Here is a 19,391-nt window from a genome sequence, read left to right on the forward strand (position 1 = left end):
CTCCTTCAAGCGCCAGACTTGAGTTTGGCCAGCAGCGCATCGGCATTGGCCGGGGTGATGGTGGTCCAGGGCACGTCGTAGCGTTTGGCAGCGCCGCCGGCCCAGGGCATGGTTTTGGCGTATTCGCGCCAGATATCGGAGCGCGGCTGGTAAGCCGGCCCCCTGACCGCGCGCAGGGCCAGGTCCAAGGCGCCCTGCGCCTGGGCCTTGGCGTCCTGGAAGAAGCTAACCATCAAGGTGCCGTTTTTCACCGCTAGGATGCCGTCGCGAATGCCGTCGATGCCGGAGGCCGGCATTTTCGCGGGGTCCAGGCCCTTGCCCCGCACCGCTTCCAATCCGCCCAGCGCGATGTCGTCGTTCTGACCGATCAGGCCATTGATCTGGCCCGGCCGCGCGGTCAGCCAGTTTTCCATCAGCGTCAACGCCTCCGCGCGCGACCAGTTGGCCGGTTTGCGTTCCAATACCTTGATGCCCGGATAGCGCGCCAGCGCCTTCTGATTACCCGCGCTGCGCTCCAACTGCGCAGACTGGCCGATAGGGCCTTCCATGATCACCACATTGCCCTTGCCCTTCAGCGCCTTGGCCACGGCTTCCGCCTGCAGCTCGCCGGCCACGGTGTCGTTGTTGCCGATATAGGCGGTGAGCTGGTCGCCCTTGACGCGGGTGTTGGACCCAATCACCGGAATCTTGGCGCGCACGGCTTTGGCCACCGCTTCCGCCCCGGCGGCGATGTCGATGGGCACAAACAGAATGGCGTCGTACTTCTGGGTAATCATGGTGTCGAACTGGTTGTTCTGCGTCAGCGCGTCGTAGCGGCCGTCAAACACCGTAATGCGCACCGAGCCGTCCTTCACCGCGGGGTGCTGCTTCAACGCGTCCACCCACATCTGCATGAATTCGCCCTTGAGTCCGTAGACCGCGGCGCCGATGCGCAGCGGCTGGGCCGCCCAGGCCGGAAGCGCCAGCGCGCAAAGTAGCGCCGCCGCGCCGAGTTTGAATCGTTGCATGCTCCATTCCTCCTTTGAGATTGCGCCGCAACGGGCGCGGACAAAGCGTTTGGCTCAGGTTTGCCGATGGCGCGAGCCGTCCAGCAACACCGCCGCCACGATGATCACGCCCTTGATCAACTGCTGGTAATAGGACGACACCCCCATTAGATCGAGCCCGTTGTTGATCACGCCGATGATCAATGCGCCCATCACGGAGCCCAGCACCGAGCCGACGCCGCCGGACAGGCTGGCGCCGCCGATCACCACCGCGGCGATGGCGTCCAGTTCATAAGCCACGCCGGCCTGCGGCAGCGCCGCGGTGGTGCGGGCGGTGAGGATGAGGCCGGCCAGCCCGGACAGGCCGCCGGCAATCAGGTAGACACAGAAAGTGATCCAGCGGGTGCGGATGCCGCTGGTGCGCGCGCTTTTTTCATTGCCGCCCACCGCATAGACATAGCGGCCGAACACGGTGTGGGTCAGCGTGAACCAGGCCAGCGCGGCCACCAGCGCGAAGATCAGCACCGGCAACGGCACCCCCGCCCACTCACCCTGACCGATCAGGCGGAAACCATCCGGCAGACTGGAAACCGGCATGCCGTCGCTATAGATGTAAGTCAGCCCGCGCGCGGCGCTGAGCATGCCCAGAGTGGCGACAAAGGACGGTACCGCCAGCCGCGCCACCAGCACGCCGTTGACCGCGCCCAGCGCCAGGCCGCAGCCCAACCCCGCCAACAGGGCCGGAAGAACGCCGGCTTCCGGCAGGACGGCCATGCTGGCGGCCACCATGCCGGCGAAAGCCAGCACCGCGCCCACCGACAGATCGATGCCGCGGCTGAGAATGACAAAGGTCATGCCCACCGCCAGAATGCCGTTGATCGAAGTCTGGCGCAGGATGTTGGCCCAGTTGTCCCAACTGAGGAAATACGGACTGGCCAGACTCAGCAACAGGCATAACAGCAAGAACACAGCGACAATGCCATAGCGGGACAAGGCGGCGCGACCGGGTAAACGGGCGGTAAAAGCCGGCGATTTGGGACTCAGGGAATCGTCCATCGGGTTTCCTTTCAAGATGATCGCTTGGGACGAAGGAGCTCAGGAGGCCAAGTGCAGCAAACCCTGCTGGCTGGCCTCCGCGCCGTCCAACATCGCCACCAGCCTGCCGGCTTTGAACACGGCGATTCGGTCGCTCAGTTCCAGGATTTCCGGCGCTTCCGACGACACCAGCAGTACGGCGCCGCCCTCTCGGGCAAAGTCGTCCAGAAAGGCGTACACCTCGCGCTTGGCGCCTTCGTCAATGCCGCGGGTAGGCTCATCGCACAACAGGCAGCGCGGCCGAGCGGCCAGACAGCGGGCCAGCACCACTTTCTGCTGATTGCCGCCGCTCATTCGTCCGGTGGGCATATTCGGCGAGGCGGTTTTGACACGCAGCCTCCGTCACCAGCGCCCGTTGCGCCGCGCGCCTCACCACACCGCCGCGTGCCAGGCGCGGCAGCACTGGATAGGCGATGTTGTCGGCCACCGAGGCCGACAACACCAGGCCGCTGTCCTTGCGGTCTTCCGTCACCAGGGCCAGGCCGGCGCGGATGGCGCCCGCCGGGCTGGCCGGCACTTCCCGGCCAGCCAGCCGCACGCTGCCGCGCTGACGCCGGCTCAAGCCGTACAGACAGTTGAGCAGTTCGCTGCGGCCGGAACCCAGCAGGCCGTAAATGCCGACGATTTCACCCGGATGCACCACCAGACTGATGTCCTTGAACTCTCCGTCGCGCCCCAAGCCCTCCACTTGCAGCAGCGGGGCGGCGGCGGTCACGGTGGCGGGGCGGCGGGCGCGCTCGCTGCGCAGTTCCCGGCCAACGATCTGACTAACCAGGTGGGGACGGTCGATCTCGGCCAGCCGGCCGCTTTCGACAAAAGCGCCGTCGCGGAACACGGTATAGCAATCCGCAATCTCGAAAATTTCGGACAGCCGGTGTGAAACGTAGATGATGCCGGCCCCATGGGCGGCAAGGCGGCGAACCGCGGCGAACAAGGCTTCGGTTTCCCGTTCGCCCAGCGATGACGTGGGTTCGTCCATGATCAGGATGTCGCTGTCGCGGTTGAAAGCTTTGGCGATTTCCACCAGCTGGGTCTGCGCCAGGCTGAGCTGCGACATCGGGCAGCGTGGGTCGAGATCGAAATCCAACCGCTGCAGCAAGGCCTCGGCGTCGGCCAGTTGGCGGCGGCGGTCCACCAGAGCGCCCCAGAGACGCGGCTCGCGGCCCAGTGTCAGGTTTTCCGCCACGCTCAAGCCCGGCACCGGCGACAGCTCTTGCGTGATCATGGCGATGCGCCGGTTCAAGGCCGCCAGTGGCGAGGCGAAATCCACCTCCCGCCCCCGCAACCGCAGGCTGCCGCCGTCTCGTCGCAGCAAACCCATCACAATACTCAAAAAGGTGGATTTGCCAGCGCCGTTGCCCCCGCACAGCGCATGCACGCTGCCGACCTCCAACTCCAGACAGCCGTTGCGCAGGGCCGCCACGCCGTTAAAGGATTTCGCAATGCCTGTCGCCTGCAATAGCACGGTTTCCATTAGCACCTCCGATCAGAACAAATGATCACAAACTGAACACATGCTAAGCAGCGGGTTTTGCCACCGTCAATTCAAACCAGCCATACAACAATCATGCAGCGCAAGATAATCGCCCGCAAAACACTTCATTAATTTGTTAACACCACAAGAGGCAAGCGCTGTAGCGCATGCTGCAAGTGCAATAAAATCATGGTAGCTTTTCAGCAACAACAATGAAAAACTTTCCATTAATTGAAATTACGTTCATTGTATTCATCAGCAGCGCCACCCGCGCCCCACCTCACCCAGCAAAGGAGAGCCAGATGCACATCGCCATCGCTTGCGACGAGGCCGCGTTCGACCTCAAGGAAATCCTGCTGCGCCATCTGCAGGCGCAAGGCCGCCAGGTCAGCGACTGCGGAGTGTTCAACCGCCAGCCGGCGCTGTACGCCGATATCGCCATCCCCGTCGCGGAGCAGCTCATCGCCGGACGCTATAGCCACGCGGTGCTGTTATGCGGCACCGGCATAGGCATGGCCATCGCCGCCAACAAGGTGGCGGGCATACGGGCCGCGCAATGCCATGACACTTATTCCGCCGAGCGGGCCAAGCGCAGCAACGACGCGCAAATCATCACCCTGGGCGCGCGCGTGGTGGGGCCGGAGTTGGCCAAGCGCATTGTGGACACCTGGCTGGAGGCGCGGTTTGACGGCGGCGCCTCGCAACCTAAACTGGACAGAATTCATCAATACGAGCAGGCCTCCCCGCACCGTGATGGTGATGGCGAGCCAAGTTGAGGCCAGACCACGCTCCGCCGATTTGGCATAAACTGGCGGCCCCGCCCCTGTCGGCGGCCCAACAAAGAGGAAGGCATGAATCAAGACGAGCTGACAGAACTGGCGACTCTTTATTACGTGGACAACCACACTCAGGAGGCGCTGGCCAAACGCTTCGGCATCTCGCGCGCCACCGTCAGCCGCATGTTGCGCAAGGCCCAGGAAGAAGGCGTGGTGGAAATCCGGGTACGCCAACACCCGGCTTACGCCAGCGGCCTGGAACAAGAGCTGCGCCAACGCTTCGGTATCTCGCGCGCCATCATCGCCATCGACCATCAGGACAGCGACAAGCAGCGCGCGCTGCTGGCGGCGCAGGTGGCCGCCTATCTGGACCAAGCCCTGGACGATGGCATGGTGGTGGCGGTGGGCATGGGCCGCAATATCAGCGCGGTGTCCGACTATATTTCCACCCCCACGCGACGCCAATGCGCCTTCATCTCCGCCATAGGAGGCGCTTACCGTGGCGGCGAAGCCATGAACGCCGATCATATCTGCCGCCGGCTGGCTGCGCGCTTCGGCGGGGAAAGCGAAACGCTGTACGCGCCGGCGCTGATACAAGACCCGGCCTTGCGCCAATGCCTGCTGGAGAACGACACCGTGCGCCAGACGCTGGACCGCGCCCGCCGCGCCGACCTGGCGCTGATCGGCGTCGGCGACATGTCGGAGGACAGCAATATCGTGCGCATGGGCTGGTTCAGCCCGACCGAGATCGCCGCGGCCAAACGCGGCGGCACCATAGGCGACGTGATGGGTTACGACTTCTTCGACATTTACGGCCAACCGGCCAACACGACGCTGCAGGGCCGCGTGCTGGGCATCCATCGCAGCGATCTGGAACGCATTCCCAATGTGATCGCCATCGCTAGCGAACAGTCCAAGGCCACCGCGCTGCTAGGCGCGCTGCGCACCGGGGTGATCGACACCCTAGCCACCACCACGGTCAACGCGATGACGGTGATCAGTCTGGACGACATCACCCGCAAAACGCCGGTGGCCTAATCCACCGGCACCGCCAGATGGGCAAGCGGCGGGTGGCACCGGGTACGCGCCGCGCGGTGAGTGACGGCCAGCCATGCCAAAGATCTGGCGGTGTTCGATAAAAAAAACCATGCCGGATCGCCTGGCATGGCGATCCGGCATGGTGTTAAGCCGATCCTGTCCCGTTACCTGCCTGTGACCGCAGGCATCGACACAACACGCGGCGGCTTACTTGCCCTTGCACTGCCAATGCAGGCTGGAGCTGCCCTCGGCGCGCCACACCCCCCACTGGCCGCTCAAATCCGGCCGGTCGCCTCTGCTCGACCAGCCATTGAACCAGATCTTGCCGCCATAGCTGACCTTGGCGCAGGGTTGGGAGTAAACCTGCTTGCTATCCCAGGGCAGGACATCGCCGGTATTGGCGGCGGCCTTGACCTCCAGGTCGTGGCTGGCTTTAGCGGTGTTGCCCTTGCTATCCGTCACCACCAGCTTGATCTTGTGCCGGCCTTCCTTGCTGCCGCGCGGCGCACTGACCAGCAGTTGCTCTTTATTGGGCGACAAGATCAGCCCGCTGTCATTGCTCCACTGATAGCTCAGCTTGCTGCCGCTGGAGTCCTTCGCCGACAGCAAGGCGGGGTCCCCGCCCATGGTGATGTCGTCAGGGCCGCTGATCTTGGCCTGTGGCGGCGGGGTTTCCGCCGCCTGCTTTTTCACCTTGACCACATGGCTGGCTTCCGCGCTGCGGCCTTGATCGTCCTTCACTTTCACGGTGATCTGGTAGTTGGTGTCCACCGTCAGGGCCGGAGCGATGAAGCTGGCCTCGGCGCCTTGCTTGGTGAAGCTCAGCGTCGGTTGGCTCTTCCAGCTGTATTTGAGCTTCTTGCCGCTGGATTCCGCGGCGGACAGCAGCACCTCGTCCCCGGCCTGGGCGCGGTCCGGACCGGTCAACCTGGCTTGCGGCGGCGGCGCTATCTCGGCGTCGGACTTCACGTCGATCAGATGCAGGGCTTCCGCGGTTCGGCCCTTGCCGTCGGTGATCACCAGCTTGACCGTGTGTTTGCCCGCCAGGGTGCCTGGCAGCGCATGCACCAATACTTGTTCTTTCTGCGAGTCCAACTTCAAGCCGCTATCGTTTGACCACTGGTAGCTCAGCTTATTGCCGGTGGAGTCCTTAGCCGACAGCAGCAGCCCGCTGGGGTCTCCAACGGTTGTTTCGCTCGGGCCGGTGATCTTGGCGCGCAGCGGCGCGCCGTCCATGGCGGCATCCAACAGATCCAGCGCTTTGACCAGATCAGGTTGCACGCCGATGGCTTGTTTCGGGTCGGGGAAGGGCAAGGGCTGGCCGCTGGCCACCAGGATCTCGCGCATCAGCTTGGGCGGCACATTGCCATAGCCCCGGGCGCGCGCAATGCTTTGCAGCAGCGCGGTCCCACCCGCGACGATGGGGGTGGCGGACGAGGTGGCGTTGAAGCTGTGGGTGTAAAGCTGGTGGTTGTTCGGCTGCTTTTCATCCCAGCTGGTGGTCGTTACATCTGCGCCCCAGCTAAAGACATCCACCCGGCTGCCATAATTCGAGCTAGGTCGTTTTTTGCCTTTTTTAGGCTCCGCCGAACCCACATAGATGGAACCGGAATCGCGCTTTTTCCTATCGTAATCACCCTTAAAGTAAGGGTGATCCAAATTGCTATATCCATTGGAGGCGGGGAGTAGGACATGCACTCCCATTTCCTGCACCAGATAGGACACCGCATCAAACCCCAGCGGCTTGGATTCTATCGGGAGCTTGCATTTATCCGGCGCGCACACCTCCGGCGGCGGCTTGACCGAAGGTCGGTAACCGGCGCCCATATGCACAACATCGCCCGCCTGCACATAGTTTTGCAGATCAATCAGCTGCGTCGGTCCAAACCGGGAAAATCCAGCCTGCGCATTGGGCACAATGCCGGTGGTGCCAAAACCGTTATCTTTTGACACGGTGATACCCACGCTCTTCGTGTCATGAGCATGTGGCCCGTCCGAGTCCAGTTTATGCACCAGGAAGGGCTTGGGCAGGTCCACATGCTTTACATTCCACATCCCCTGTTCGCTGGAGATAATCCGCACCTGCTCACCCTTGTTATTGGCCAGCCGCTGCGCTTCCAGCGCGTTCACCCCGCCAAACAAATAAGGCCCTTTGGGCTTATTGGGGTAGAGGTAGTACTGGCAGGTATTGATATTGGCGCCGTCGCAATTGGTGTAGTCCGGAATGCTGGCCCGGCTGACCGCCAGCAGCTCGCCATCGTCCTTCTCGATCGGCTCCAGTTCCGGTTCGATATACGCCAGTTCCACCAAGGGGTTTTGTTCCAGCTTGGACACCAGTTGCTGCGCGTCCAGCGGCGAAAGGTTATGGGTGTCTATCAGGTAATAGCGGGTGAGATTATGCCGCGCCAGCGCCTGATGTTTCTGCGCATTCCGCGACATCGCCGGCGACACCACCGGCCGCAATTGCGGGGCCAGCCGCTGCAGGCGGTCCAGCTCCGGGTTGGGTTGGCTGCGGCCTGACAGTGCGCTCAGTTCCGATTTAAGCAGCACAACGATGGGTTGCGCCGAGGCATTGGGCGCGGCTTGCAGCGTCGCGCCCCACAAGGCGGCAAACGCCGCGCCGACGAGGAGAACGGTACGGTTTTTTCTCATGCTGGTTGCTATCTTTATTGTTTGTTTTTCAAGAAGCCAGCCAATCCACGCGGTGGCGCGCATCGGCAGCGGTCAGGCCGGAAATACGGTTGCGCAGCCAGCCGGACCTTGCCTGGGCGACAAACCCGTTGTCTGCGCCATCGGCAAGGTTCGACGCGGCTTGAAGCAGGGTGGATTCTCAGCGCCTTGCGGCCATCCTGGCAGCCGGCCCGGCAAAGGAAAACCAATCTAAATAGAAGCTCAAGCCCGGCCGGAGAAGGGGTTCGCGGTGTTTTCGGCGGGTCGATTGAGCCGATGCCGGGCGCCGGATTGTTCCCTGATGCGGCCATGGATGGTTTGATCTAGCCCATTTCGGCAACTATGTTTCATCAAGAGGCCGCGGCTCTGGCAGGGCGCGTCGCGGCACAATAGACACAGTATCTGTCCGGGGGAGCACTCCATGCTGCATCAGTTGACCGTCAAGCAAAAACTGCTGGCAGGCTTTGGCCTGCTGATCATTCTGATCGCCATCATCGTGGCGGTGGCGATGATGAAGTTGAACACCATCAGCGACAAGATCCGCGATGTGACCGAGGATCGCTATCCCAAGATCGTGTTGGCCAACAAGATCAGCGTCACCACGCTGGATATCGGCCGCTCCATTCGCAACGCCATCATCGTTCAGACGCCGGAAGAGACCGAGATCCATCTCAAGCGAGTGGAGGAACTGCGCGCCGCCAACGCATCCAATATGGATCAGATGGAAAAACTGCTGTCCACGCCCAAGGGGAAGGAGCTGTTTGACAAGCTCAAGAGCGCCAGCGCCAATCTGGGCGCCCAGTTTGAACCCTTGTACGCCTTGGCTCGCGCCAATAAGAACGAGGAAGCCAAAACCTTTTTGATGAAAACCTTTGCGCCGGCCAACAACGCGTTTTTGAAGTCGCTGAAAGAGATGTCGGACTTTCAGGAAGACTTGATGCAAAAGTCGATTGAGGCCAGCAAAACCGCTCAAAGCGAGGCGGTGACGGTACTGCTTACCGTGGCGGTGATCGCCTTGTTCGCGGCGATGGCGATTGCGATATTCATCGCCAATCTGGTGACGGTGCCGCTGAAGAAATCCGCGCAGTTGGTGCGCAACATCAAACAGGGCGATCTGTCCGGCAACGATGAGCGGATTCCAGACGCGCGCGACGAGGCCATCGCCATGGCCAAAGATATCCAAGAGATGCGCCAAGGCTTGCGCGAGGTGGTGGCCAGCATTCAGAAAAACGCCAACGAGGTGTCCGACTCCGCTCACGAGCTGGCCAGCATGTCCGAGCAGGTGGCCCACGGCGCTCAGCGCCAGTCCGAGGCCACGTCCGAAGCCGCCGCCACCATCGAGGAGCTGACGGTCAGCATCAACCACGTGGCGGACAACTCCAACGAAGCTTCCCGCCAGGCGGCGATGGCCGGCGATCTGGCCAGCCGCGGCGGCCATGCGGTGAAGGCGTCGGTGGGCAATATCGAATCGGTGTCGTCTTCGGTGGCGGCCACTTCGGACCAGATGAAGGGCCTGACTCAGGAAGTGCAGAAGATAGGCAATATCGTCACGGTGATCCGCGACGTGGCGGACCAGACCAACCTCCTGGCCTTGAACGCGGCGATCGAGGCGGCGCGCGCCGGCGAGATGGGCCGCGGCTTTGCGGTGGTGGCGGACGAGGTGCGCAAGCTGGCGGAACGCACCGCCAGTTCCGCTCAGGAAATCACGCAGATGATCGGCTCCATCCAGGGCAGCGCCAACCGGGTGGTGGGCAGCATGGAGCAAAGCCTGTCCAGCGTGGGCACGGTGTCCGACGGCGCCAGCCAGGCCACCGACTCCATGCAGGAGATAGAGGGCAGCACCCACTCCATCGTGCACTCCATCGGCAACATCACCAGCGCGCTGAGCGAACAACGCACCGCCAGCCTGAACCTGGCGCAGAGCATGGAGCGGGTGTCGCAGATGGCGGAGGAAAACAGCGCCACGGTGGAAGAACTGGCCACGACCTCCAGCCAGCTCAACGCACTGGCGCAGAATCTACAGGGCGTGACCTCGCGCTTCCGTCTCTAAAAAACAGGTTTCAAACGAGGCGGGCCCGGCAAGCCCGGGTCCGCCCTTCCCCGCGCTCAGTCGTCCTGAGAGCCGCTAACAAAACCTCGCAGAGAACCTGAGCCAAGGCGCGCCGACGCAGGCAGTACAAATAGTACGACAAGGAGGCGCAACGCAGGATCAGGGGTGTTGTTAGAGCCTGTTCAAAGTCTCGCGAGCAAGGGCGAGACAAGGCGAAAACGAGCGAAAAAGCGGAATGTACACGTGGTACATGAGCATTTTGAGCTCGTTTTCAACACCGTATCGCTGAAGCGCAGCAGACATTGAACAGGTTCTTAGAGGGTCTGAGTGCCCTTCTGGATCAACTCCACCTTGTAACCGTCCGGGTCCTGCAAAAAGGCGATCACGGTGCGGCCGTGCTTCATCGGCCCCGCTTCGCGCGCCACCGCGTAGCCCAGCGCGCGCGCCTGCTCGCAAACGGCGGCGGCGTCGTCCACTTCGATCGCCACATGGCCATAGCCGTTGCCCAGCTGGTAATCGCCTTGATCCCAGTTATGGGTGAGTTCGATGGCGGCGGCCTCGGTTTCGTCTCGATAGCCGACAAAAGCCAGGGTAAAGCAGCCGTCCGAGAAGTCGTTGCGACGCAGCAGGCGCATCCCCAGCGCCCGGGTGTAGAAGGCCAGCGCGGCGTCCAGATCGGCCACGCGCAACATGGTGTGCAAAATTCTCATGCGCTTGTTCCTGAGGGTGGAAATGAAGATCTCGGCCATCTTAACCGCGCTCACCATCCATAAAAAGCGACTTATAATGTGCAGATCAATCATAAAAAGCGAAAAATGAAACTCTCGCAACTGAACTTCTTCTGCGCGGTGGTGGAGCAAGGCAGCATCGCCGCCGCCGCCGAGCAATTGCACCGGGTGCCGTCCAACCTTACCGCCCGCTTGCAGGAATTGGAGGCGGAACTGGGGGTCAAGCTGTTCAGCCGCGAAAACCGCCGCCTGCTGACCACGCCGGAAGGCCATCTGCTCTACCGCCACGCCCGAGGCCTGCTGCAACAGGCCGACGAGGTGCGCGGCCTGTTCACCGACGCGCCCGCGCGCGGTCTGCTGCGGGTGGGCGCGCTGGACGGCGCTCTGGCCACCCATCTGCCCGCCCGCATCGCCCGCTACCGCCGCCAACACACCGAGGTGGAGCTGCATCTGCGCGCCGGCCATTCCTTGCAGTTGGAACGCCAGTTGCAGGACGGAGAGCTGGACCTGATCCTCAGCGACGGGCCGGTGGAACACCCGCTGCTGACCAGCCGACTGGCGTTCCGGGAGAAGCTGATGTTGATCGCGCCGCCGGACACCGCCGCGGCGACGGCCGAGGCCTTGGCCGGGCTGGAGCTGTACACCTTCGGCGCGGCCTGTCATTACCGCCGGCTGGTGGAGCAATGGCTGCAAGCCTCCGGTGTGCGGCCGCGCGCAGTGCTGGAGATCGAATCCTATCCGGCCATCTTCGCCTGCGTCACCGCCGGCGCCGGCTTTTCCTGCGTGCCGGAAAGCCTGTGCCGGCCGCAAGACGGTTACCGCGGCTTCGCGCTGCCGGATTTGGCGATCAGCGACATCCACTTCATCTGGCGCAGGCAGCAGGAGTCCGCATTGGTCGACGGTTTCATCCAGTCCGTCGCCACGGATTAAAAGCCTGTTCAATGCCTGCCACGCTAGCGCCTGCACCCGCTTTCCCCGCCATACGCCTAGTCTCGTTCTTGCCCGCGAGACTGTGCACCGGCGCAAAAAAAACACACAAGGCCGGGCAAGCGGGGAAACGGCATGGGCGCAATGAGCAAAAATCGCAATCGGCATAACATGATCTCGTCGTAAGGTCGGCCAGCCGGCATCCGTACGCCGGCCCTTCCTTTCACTTGGGACCCGATCATGAAAACTCTTTTCGCCGCGCTTTCGCTCAGCCTGGCCGCAAGCAGTCCGGCCGTCCTCGCCCATGCCCATTCGGCGTATTCCCACGACAGCAACTTCAGCTACCGTCATCCCAAGTGGATGGGCCTACTGGACGATGGCCTCACGGTTAGCCAGCTGTCGCTACCCGGCACTCACGACACCATGAGCCGCTACGGCGGCGACAGCGTCGCCACCCAAACCTTGCCCTTACGCACCCAGCTGGATGCCGGCGTGCGCGCTTTCGATATCCGCCTGCGTTCCATCGCCAACAGCTTCGCCATCCATCACGGCCCGGTGTTCCAGCAGGCGATGTTCGGCGATGTGCTCAACGACATGAGCGCCTTCCTGCGCGCCAACCCCAGCGAAACCCTCTTCGTCCGGGTCAAGGAAGAACACACGCCGGAAAACAGCTCAATGTCCTTCGAGCAGATTTTCGAGTCCTACTACAATCGCTACAGCGGCTACATCGCCATTCCCCCCAGCAACAATCCCAGCTTGCGCGAAGTGCGCGGCAAGATCGTGTTCTTGCAAAACTTCTCCAGCGGCAAGCGTTACGGCATTTCCTACGGCGCCTACAACATCCAGGACCAGTACAGCGTTTCCACCAACTGGGACTTGTACGGCAAATGGGAGAAGATCAAGGCCCACCTGAACCAGGCCAATACGGGTCCACGCGGCAACGGCTACATCAATTACCTGACCGCCTCCGGCGGCTCTTTCCCTTATTTCATCGCCAGCGGCCACTCCAATCCGGCCACCGGCGCACCGCGGCTGGCCACCGGCCTGACAACCCCGGGCTGGAAAAACAGTTATCCGGATTTTCCGCGCGTCAATTGCTTCATCGGCATCTGCACCATCGCCTTTGAAGGCAGCAATGTGCTAACGCAGGAATACATCCAGCGCCAGCGCCCGGCTTACGCAGGCATGGTGATGGCCGATTTCCCGGGGCCAGGACTGATCGACACGCTGATCCAGCTCAATCTAAAAACCTGCAAGCGCTGGAGCGCGGGCGATCGCGCCACCTTGGGCGATGTCTACCGCTACGACAATCCCTACTCCAAGACGGTGGACTATTTCCGCAGCCGCAAGAGCGGCGGCTATTGGTATTTCCCCACCAACCAGTCCAGCAACGGAGACTGGGAATACTTGGGCCACGCCAGCGCCTGCCGCGGCTGACCGCGCTCAGGCGCGGCAAAGGGTTTCCTGCAAATGCCGCCAGCGCGGCGCGCCGGCCGCGTCGCGCTCAAACACCGCGGTGGCCAGCCGCAGGCTGCTCAGCTGGCCGCTCTGGTATTGCGCTTCGCGATACGCCACCGTTGCGCCACCGGCGTGTTCGTCCAGAAGAGTCAGTTGGTCCACCTCAATCTCCAAACCGGGTTTGCCGCCGCCGGAGCGCGCGAACAATGCTCGCAGCGCGTCCAGATCCAGCTGCGCGCCGCTGGGCGCCGCCATGGTGAAGCGCGGCAAGAAGCGCGCCATCAGGGCCTCCAGCGCGGCGGCATCCGCTGGGCCGGCGAACCATTGCCGGATGGCGATATGCGCGGAAATCACTTCGTCGAAATAGGGATTGGAGTTTGTCATCGGGCTTTCTCTTTTAGAGCAGCTAACAAAAATCAGTTTCACGGCTGAGGCAAGGCGCGCCGACGCAGGCAGTACTTGAGTACGGCAAGTCGGCGCAACGCAGCATCAGGAATTTTTTAGCCGCTCTTAGTGGTTGGGCCGCAGCAGGGCCAGCACCGTCGGGGTGTGGATGCGCAGCACGAAAACCGCCGGCGCCAAAGTCAGGCCGGCGGCGATGAAGAAACAGGCTTGGTAGACCTGGGCGGTGGCCGCTGGCGCGCCGCTGTAATGAGTCAGCGCGTTCAGCAGCAGGCTGATCACGGCCACGCCCAGGCCGAAGCTGAATTGGCGGTTGATATTCCACAACGAGCTGGCCTGCCGCAGTTGGGACTCCGCAATGTCCAGGAAAGCAGCGCTCTGCGCCGCGCTGCTGCACAAGCTACCGCCAAAACCCATCAAGGCGTAAGCGGCGATCAGCGGCCCCGGCGCGCTGACGCCCAGGGCCAGCGCGGCGACGCCGGCGCTCTGGAACAGCATGCCCAAGAGCAGCAAAGGCTTGGGGCCGTCATGGTTGAAGCGACTGCGGGTCAGGCTGATGGCCAAGCCGGAGGCCAGCGCCCAGGGCAGCATCAGGCCACCGGCGGCGGCGGCGCTCAGCTTGAGCGATTCTTGCAGGTAGAGCATCGCCGCCAGGCTGACGCCCATGAACACGCCGGGCACAAACAGATAAACCAGCATGGCGGTGCGCAGCAAGGGATCGCGCAGCAGCGTCAGCTTCAACACCGGCTCGGCCTTGCCGGCGGCGGCGCGCGCGTAGCCAGCCAGCGCGACGGCGGCCAATAGCAGCGCGGCGACGCCGCGCGGCAGGTGACCGCTTTCTCCCAGCCAGGTCAAAGCCAGCAGCAGCGAGGCCATGCCGACGGCCAGCAAAGCCAGGCCGGACAGGTCCAACGCGTCGCGCCTGGGCGGCGCTTGATCCGCCGGCAGCCACCGCGTCGCCAGCCAAAGCGTCAGCAGGGCCAGCGGCACGCTGGCCAGCAAGGCCCAACGCCAGGACAGCGCGTCCACGATCACGCCGCCCAGCGCCGGCGACACCGCCGGCACAATCAGCGCCACTCCCATGATCAGGGCGGTGAGCCGGGCGCGAAGCGCCGGCGGATAATGCCGGTAGACCATGGCCTGACCCACCGGAATCAGCAGGCCTCCGCCCAGGCCCTGCAAAGCGCGCCAGCCTATCAGCGCCTCGATGGACGGGGCCGCGCCCGCCAGCGCGGCGCCAGCAAGGAACAGCGCCAACGAGCCCAACAGCACCCGCCTCTCTCCGTAAGCGCCGGCCAGCCACGCACTGAGCGGAATCACCAGGGTCAGGCCCAGCATATAGGCGTTGCCCACCCAGGCCAGCTGCGCCAGCGACGCGCCCAGGCCGCGGCCAATGTCCGGATAGGCGACGCTGGCGATGAACATATTGATCAGGTCCAGTGCAAAGCCGAGCAAGTACACCAGGGTCAGTTTCGAACGAGGCGACATCGGCGCTCTCCACGGTAAAGCGGCCGAGTATAGACAGGAGATGGCGCTGGAAATAGCAGCCGCCGCCGGCTAGACTGTCAAAATATTTTTGACAATAACAGGCGATGCCATGGTCAGTCTGGATCGTTTTGAAACCTTCAAGGCCGTGGCGGACGCCGGCACCTTCACCGCCGCCGCCGCCGCGCTGGGCCAGACCCGCGCCGTGGTCAGCTTCAACATCAAGCGCCTGGAGCAGGAAATCGGCGTCGCGCTGTTGATCCGCAATACCCGCAGCCTGGCGCTGACCGACGCCGGCGCGCGTTTCTACCAGCGCTGCGCCGACATGCTGGAGCAGGCGCGGCTGGCGATAGACGACGCCCGCGCCGAACATGGCGAGCTCAGCGGTGCGTTGCGCGTCACCGCCACGCTGGAATACGGCCTGGCCAGGATAGCGCCGGCGATCGAAACCTTCGCCCTGCTCCACCCGGCGCTGCAACTGCAGTTGTCCACCTCCTCGCTGCACGCCGATCTGATCGCCGAGCGCTTCGACGTCGCCATCCGCCTGGGCCGCCTGCCGGAAACCGATCTGCACGCGGTGCCGCTGGCCCAGTTCGACATTTTCCCGGTGGCGGCGCCGGCCCTGCTGGCGCAGCGGCCGGACGGGGACGTCCGCGACCTGGCTGCGCTGAGCCGGCTGCCCTGGCTGGGACACAGCCGGCTCAAGCACGCCCAGCCCTGGCCGGTGGACACGCCGGACGGCGGCCAGACAGCCTGGCGCCAGCATGGCCAGCCGCGGCTGAGTTCGGACAGCGCGTCCATCCTGCGCGCCTACGCATTGGCCGGCCTCGGCGTCGCCCTGCTGCCGGACTGGCTGGTCAACGCCGATCTGCAGGCCGGCCGGCTTTGCCGGCTATTGCCCGATCACGGCTTCCCGCAACAAGGCGTTCACGCGCTCTACCCGCGCACCCGCCATGTGCCGGCCAAGGTGCGGGCCTTCATCGATTTTTTGCGCGAGCGCGAGACGGCGGGCTAAAACCCCATCGCCAACAACAGCCCCGCCGCCGCCAGCGTACCCAGCGCCGCCACCCCATAGGTGCAGGCCTTGGCCAGCGGCCCGCCGTGGACGCCGACATCGTGCAGGCTGTGGTAGAGGCGGTGCGCCGCGTGCCACAGCAGCAGAGCGATCAGGGCGAACAGCACCGCCTTGCCGATCAGGCTTTGCGCCAGCGCCTGCAGCGTGGCGTAATCAGCGGCGCCGTCAGGCAGCCAGCCCAGCGGCGCGGCGATGCCGGTGATGAACACCAGCATCGGCCCGAACAAGGCGGCCAGCATGCCGCCGGCACCAAACAAGCCCCAGAAGATGGGCGCGTGAGAGCGTTTCAGTCCCGGTTTCATGCGGTCATCCCCCATACCAGCATCAACAAAGCGGCGCAGCACACCACGGCGGCAGCCAGGCCGCCGGCGGTGATGGCCAGCGCGGATACCCGCCGCCCGGCCAGCATCAACGGCGGCAGCGTGCGCGGCATGATCTTGAACCAGGTGTAGCTGTGGTAGACCATCATGAGCAGCGCCGCCGCGTGCAGCAACAGGGCCGGCGCGCTTTGCAGCGCGGCGACAAAGCCGTTCCAGGCCGCCTCCCCCTGGCTCAGCCGCCACAGCCCGCACAGCAGGGTCAGCGCGTAGCCGGCGACGAAGAGCGCCGTGCCTTCGTGGATCATGTACTCGATGAAGTAAGGATTCTTGCACCACCAGCCTTCCATTGGCCGGACATACGGTTTGCGCTTGCTCATTTGCAACCTCCTTTGGGCCGGGCGAAGCGCAGGAAGTAATCCCTGGCTACCGCTGTCTTGTTGAGGTTCACCGCATTGGCCGGGTCCACCATCTTGGGGCAGACCTCGGAGCAATAGCCCACCGCGGTGCAGTTGAACACCCCCTCCTGCGCGGCCAGCAGCTCCATCCTCTCCGCCGCCGCACCGTCGCGGCTGTCCATGTTGTAGCGGTGCAGCAGCGCGATGGCGCCTGGCCCCAGAAACTTGTCGTCCAGCCCGTACTGCGGGCAGGCGGCATAGCACAGCAGGCAGTTGATGCAGCTGCTGAACTGGGCGTACCAGTCCATCTGCGCCGGGGTTTGCAGGGTTTCGCCCTCGGACAAGGGCTTGTCTTCCTTGGGCACGATATAGGGCTGGATGCTTTCCAGCTTGGCGATGAAGTCATCCAGCACCACCACCAGATCGCGCTCTATCGGGAAGTGGTTCAGCGCCTCGATGCGCACCACGCCAGGGTAGTCGCGCAGAAAGGTCTTGCAGGCCAGCTTGGGCACGCCGTTCACCATCATGCCGCAGCTGCCGCAAATCGCCTGGCGACAGGACCAGCGGAAGGCCAGGCCGCCGTCCAGGTAATCGCGGATGTATTGCAGCGCTTGCAGCACGGACATGTCGTCGCGGTACGGCACTTCAAAGCTTTGCAGCCACGGCTCGCTGTCCTGCTCCGGCCGGTAGCGCATCACGGCTATGGTCTTGGTCTGTTCGCTCATGCCTTGCCCTCCTTGGCCGCGGCTTCCGCCGCCAGGCCGGCGGCGCCGTAGGCGCGCACCGCCGGCTGCGATTTGGTGATCTTCACCGCGCCGTAGTCTATGCGCGGCGCGTCCGCGCCCTGGTAGACGGCGAGGCTGTGTTTGAGGAAGTTGGCGTCGTCGCGCTGCTCACAGCCGTCCAGCCGCTGATGGGCGCCGCGCGATTCGCGGCGTTGCAGCGCGGAATGCGCCATCGCCTCGGCCACGTCCAACTGGTAGCCCAGCTCGATGGCCAACAGCCAATCGCTGTTCCAGACGCTGGATTTGTCTTCCACATGCACATTGCGGAAGCGCTGTTTCAGTTCCGCCAGCTTGTCGCAGGTGGCGCGCATCGAGGCTTCCAAACGGTAGATGCCGCAGCCGGCCTCCATGGTTTCCGCCATTTCGCGGCGCAGTTCCGCGATGCGTTCGCCGCCTTCGCGCGCGCGCAGCGCGTGGAGGCGGGCCTCGGCGGCCTCGGCCTGCTTTTGCAGCGCTTCGCGCCTCGCCGGACGGCGCGATCGCGCGCAGCGGGCGGCTTCTTCGCCGGCCACTTTGCCGAACACCGACAGCTCCGCCAGCGAGTTGGAGCCCAGGCGATTGGCGCCGTGGATGCCCACGCTGGAGCATTCGCCGGCGGCGAACAGGCCGGGCATGGGCGCGGCGCAGCGGCCGTCCACCAGGATGCCGCCCATGGTGTAGTGCACCGCCGGCCGCACCGGAATCGGCGCCTTGGCCGGATCTATGCCCAGGAACTCCTCGGCCAGCTCGCAGATTTGCGGCAGCCTTTCGCGCAGCTTGGCGTGGCCCAGGTGGCGCAGGTCCAGATATACCGCCGATCCCCATGGCCCTTCCACGGTGCGGCCCTGTTGCTGCTCGTACCAGAAGGCCTGGCTCAAGCGGTCGCGCGGCCCCAGTTCCATGAATTTATTGCGCGGCTTGTCCTCGGCCGGGCCCAGGCCGTAGTCCTGCAGATAGCGGTAGCCGTCCTTGTTGACCAGTAGGCCGCCTTCGCCGCGGCAGGCCTCGGTGAACAACAGGCCGGTGCCGGGCATGCAGGTGGGATGGTATTGCACGAACTCCATATCGCGCAGCGGCACGCCGTGGCGGTAGGCCAGCGCCATGCCGTCGCCGGTGACGATGCCGCCGTTGGTGTTCTCGCGGAACACCCGGCCGGCGCCGCCGGTGGCCATCACCACCGCGCCGGCTTCGATCAGCAGGCTGTCGCCGCTGGCGATGTCGATGGCCAGCACGCCGCGCGCTTCGCCGTCCTCCACGATCAGATCCGCGCAGAAGTATTCGTCGAAGCGGCGGATGGACGGGAAGCGGATGGAGGTCTGGAACAGGGTGTGCAGCATGTGGAAGCCGGTTTTGTCGGCGGCGAACCAGGTGCGTTCAATCTTCATGCCGCCGAAGGCGCGCACATTGACGCTGCCGTCCTCCTTGCGGCTCCACGGGCAGCCCCAGTGTTCCAGCTGCACCATTTCCTCCGGGCATTGGGCCACGAAGTATTCCACCACGTCCTGCTCGCACAGCCAGTCGCCGCCGGACACGGTATCGTTGAAATGGGCATCAAAGCTGTCGTGCGCCTGCTTGACCCCGGCGGAGCCGCCTTCGGCCGCCACGGTGTGGCTGCGCATCGGATAGACCTTGGACACCAGCGCGATGCGCAGCTCCGGGTCCGCCTGGGCGGCGGCGATGGCGGCGCGCAAGCCCGCGCCCCCCGCTCCCACGATCACAATGTCTGCTTGGTAAGTTTCCACAAGCTT

General features: G+C 64.0%; 18 protein-coding genes and 1 pseudogene. 7 read left to right on the forward strand and 12 right to left on the reverse strand.

Annotated elements, in window-relative coordinates:
- Positions 1-5: 5 nt before the first annotated feature.
- From HA052_RS16605 to HA052_RS16615, 4 genes and pseudogenes are all read right to left on the reverse strand, one after another.
- On the reverse strand, positions 6-1,007 hold the full coding sequence (locus HA052_RS16605; RefSeq protein WP_166452732.1) for a substrate-binding domain-containing protein: 1,002 nt from the start codon (positions 1,005-1,007) through the stop codon (positions 6-8).
- 54 nt (positions 1,008-1,061) lie between these two features.
- On the reverse strand, positions 1,062-2,042 hold the full coding sequence (locus tag HA052_RS16610) for an ABC transporter permease (protein WP_166452733.1): 981 nt from the start codon (positions 2,040-2,042) through the stop codon (positions 1,062-1,064).
- A 39-nt stretch (positions 2,043-2,081) separates the two neighbouring features.
- Positions 2,082-2,348 carry a hypothetical protein gene (locus tag HA052_RS27405; protein WP_206118934.1) on the reverse strand — a complete coding sequence of 89 codons (267 nt, stop codon included), beginning with the start codon at positions 2,346-2,348 and terminating at the stop codon, positions 2,082-2,084.
- A 3-nt stretch (positions 2,349-2,351) separates the two neighbouring features.
- Positions 2,352-3,555: pseudogene (locus HA052_RS16615) on the reverse strand (sugar ABC transporter ATP-binding protein); the annotation flags it as partial.
- Positions 3,556-3,857: 302 nt separating this feature from the next.
- Here HA052_RS16615 and HA052_RS16620 point away from each other — a divergent pair.
- A complete protein-coding gene (locus tag HA052_RS16620) occupies positions 3,858-4,331 on the forward strand; it encodes an RpiB/LacA/LacB family sugar-phosphate isomerase (protein WP_166452734.1) in 474 nt (157 codons plus the stop codon).
- A 75-nt stretch (positions 4,332-4,406) separates the two neighbouring features.
- Positions 4,407-5,369 carry a sugar-binding transcriptional regulator gene (locus HA052_RS16625; RefSeq protein ID WP_166452735.1) on the forward strand — a complete coding sequence of 321 codons (963 nt, stop codon included), beginning with the start codon at positions 4,407-4,409 and terminating at the stop codon, positions 5,367-5,369.
- Positions 5,370-5,576: 207 nt separating this feature from the next.
- Here the strand turns inward: HA052_RS16625 and HA052_RS16630 are convergent, their stop codons facing one another.
- Entirely contained in the window at positions 5,577-8,021 is a 2,445-nt protein-coding gene (locus tag HA052_RS16630; protein ID WP_166452736.1) for a S8 family serine peptidase, read from the reverse strand.
- Between HA052_RS16630 and HA052_RS16635 the strand changes: the two genes are divergently transcribed.
- Together HA052_RS16635 and HA052_RS16640 are read left to right on the forward strand one after the other, a co-directional pair.
- Positions 8,020-8,253: a hypothetical protein gene (locus HA052_RS16635; protein ID WP_166452737.1), complete on the forward strand. Its 234-nt coding sequence runs from the start codon at positions 8,020-8,022 to the stop codon at positions 8,251-8,253. The genes HA052_RS16630 and HA052_RS16635 overlap by 2 nt on opposite strands.
- A gap of 207 nt (positions 8,254-8,460) precedes the next feature.
- Entirely contained in the window at positions 8,461-10,089 is a 1,629-nt protein-coding gene (locus HA052_RS16640; protein ID WP_166452738.1) for a methyl-accepting chemotaxis protein, read from the forward strand.
- Between the two features lie 314 nt (positions 10,090-10,403).
- Here the strand turns inward: HA052_RS16640 and gloA are convergent, their stop codons facing one another.
- Positions 10,404-10,799: a lactoylglutathione lyase gene (gene gloA / locus HA052_RS16645; protein WP_166452739.1), complete on the reverse strand. Its 396-nt coding sequence runs from the start codon at positions 10,797-10,799 to the stop codon at positions 10,404-10,406.
- Between the two features lie 105 nt (positions 10,800-10,904).
- Between gloA and HA052_RS16650 the strand changes: the two genes are divergently transcribed.
- Together HA052_RS16650 and HA052_RS16655 are read left to right on the forward strand one after the other, a co-directional pair.
- Positions 10,905-11,747 carry a LysR family transcriptional regulator gene (locus HA052_RS16650; protein WP_166452740.1) on the forward strand — a complete coding sequence of 281 codons (843 nt, stop codon included), beginning with the start codon at positions 10,905-10,907 and terminating at the stop codon, positions 11,745-11,747.
- A gap of 237 nt (positions 11,748-11,984) precedes the next feature.
- Positions 11,985-13,181: a phosphatidylinositol-specific phospholipase C gene (locus tag HA052_RS16655; RefSeq protein ID WP_166452741.1), complete on the forward strand. Its 1,197-nt coding sequence runs from the start codon at positions 11,985-11,987 to the stop codon at positions 13,179-13,181.
- 6 nt (positions 13,182-13,187) lie between these two features.
- On the opposite strand, the gene HA052_RS16660 is transcribed toward HA052_RS16655, so the two are convergent.
- Both HA052_RS16660 and HA052_RS16665 read right to left on the reverse strand, forming a co-directional pair.
- On the reverse strand, positions 13,188-13,586 hold the full coding sequence (locus tag HA052_RS16660; protein ID WP_166452742.1) for a DUF4440 domain-containing protein: 399 nt from the start codon (positions 13,584-13,586) through the stop codon (positions 13,188-13,190).
- 126 nt (positions 13,587-13,712) lie between these two features.
- Positions 13,713-15,092, reverse strand: coding sequence for an MFS transporter (locus HA052_RS16665; protein ID WP_166452743.1), 1,380 nt, complete (start codon positions 15,090-15,092; stop codon positions 13,713-13,715).
- A 109-nt stretch (positions 15,093-15,201) separates the two neighbouring features.
- On the opposite strand from HA052_RS16665, the gene HA052_RS16670 reads away from it, so the two are divergent.
- Positions 15,202-16,104, forward strand: coding sequence for a LysR substrate-binding domain-containing protein (locus HA052_RS16670; RefSeq protein ID WP_166452744.1), 903 nt, complete (start codon positions 15,202-15,204; stop codon positions 16,102-16,104).
- On the opposite strand, the gene frdD is transcribed toward HA052_RS16670, so the two are convergent.
- From frdD to frdA, 4 genes are read right to left on the reverse strand one after another with little or no spacing between them, the layout of a single operon-like run.
- Positions 16,101-16,466, reverse strand: coding sequence for a fumarate reductase subunit FrdD (frdD, locus tag HA052_RS16675; protein ID WP_206118936.1), 366 nt, complete (start codon positions 16,464-16,466; stop codon positions 16,101-16,103). The genes HA052_RS16670 and frdD overlap by 4 nt on opposite strands.
- Positions 16,463-16,861 (reverse strand): fumarate reductase subunit C, encoded by a 399-nt coding sequence (locus HA052_RS16680; RefSeq protein ID WP_166452745.1) that lies wholly within the window; start codon positions 16,859-16,861, stop codon positions 16,463-16,465. The genes frdD and HA052_RS16680 overlap by 4 nt, the downstream gene beginning before the upstream one ends.
- On the reverse strand, positions 16,858-17,604 hold the full coding sequence (locus tag HA052_RS16685) for a succinate dehydrogenase/fumarate reductase iron-sulfur subunit (protein WP_166452746.1): 747 nt from the start codon (positions 17,602-17,604) through the stop codon (positions 16,858-16,860). Before HA052_RS16685 ends, HA052_RS16680 begins: the two co-directional genes overlap by 4 nt.
- Positions 17,601-19,385, reverse strand: coding sequence for a fumarate reductase (quinol) flavoprotein subunit (gene frdA, locus HA052_RS16690; protein WP_166452747.1), 1,785 nt, complete (start codon positions 19,383-19,385; stop codon positions 17,601-17,603). Before frdA ends, HA052_RS16685 begins: the two co-directional genes overlap by 4 nt.
- Positions 19,386-19,391 lie beyond the last annotated feature (6 nt).

Source organism: Chromobacterium fluminis (assembly GCF_011602385.1).
Classification (GTDB): domain Bacteria; phylum Pseudomonadota; class Gammaproteobacteria; order Burkholderiales; family Chromobacteriaceae; genus Chromobacterium; species Chromobacterium fluminis.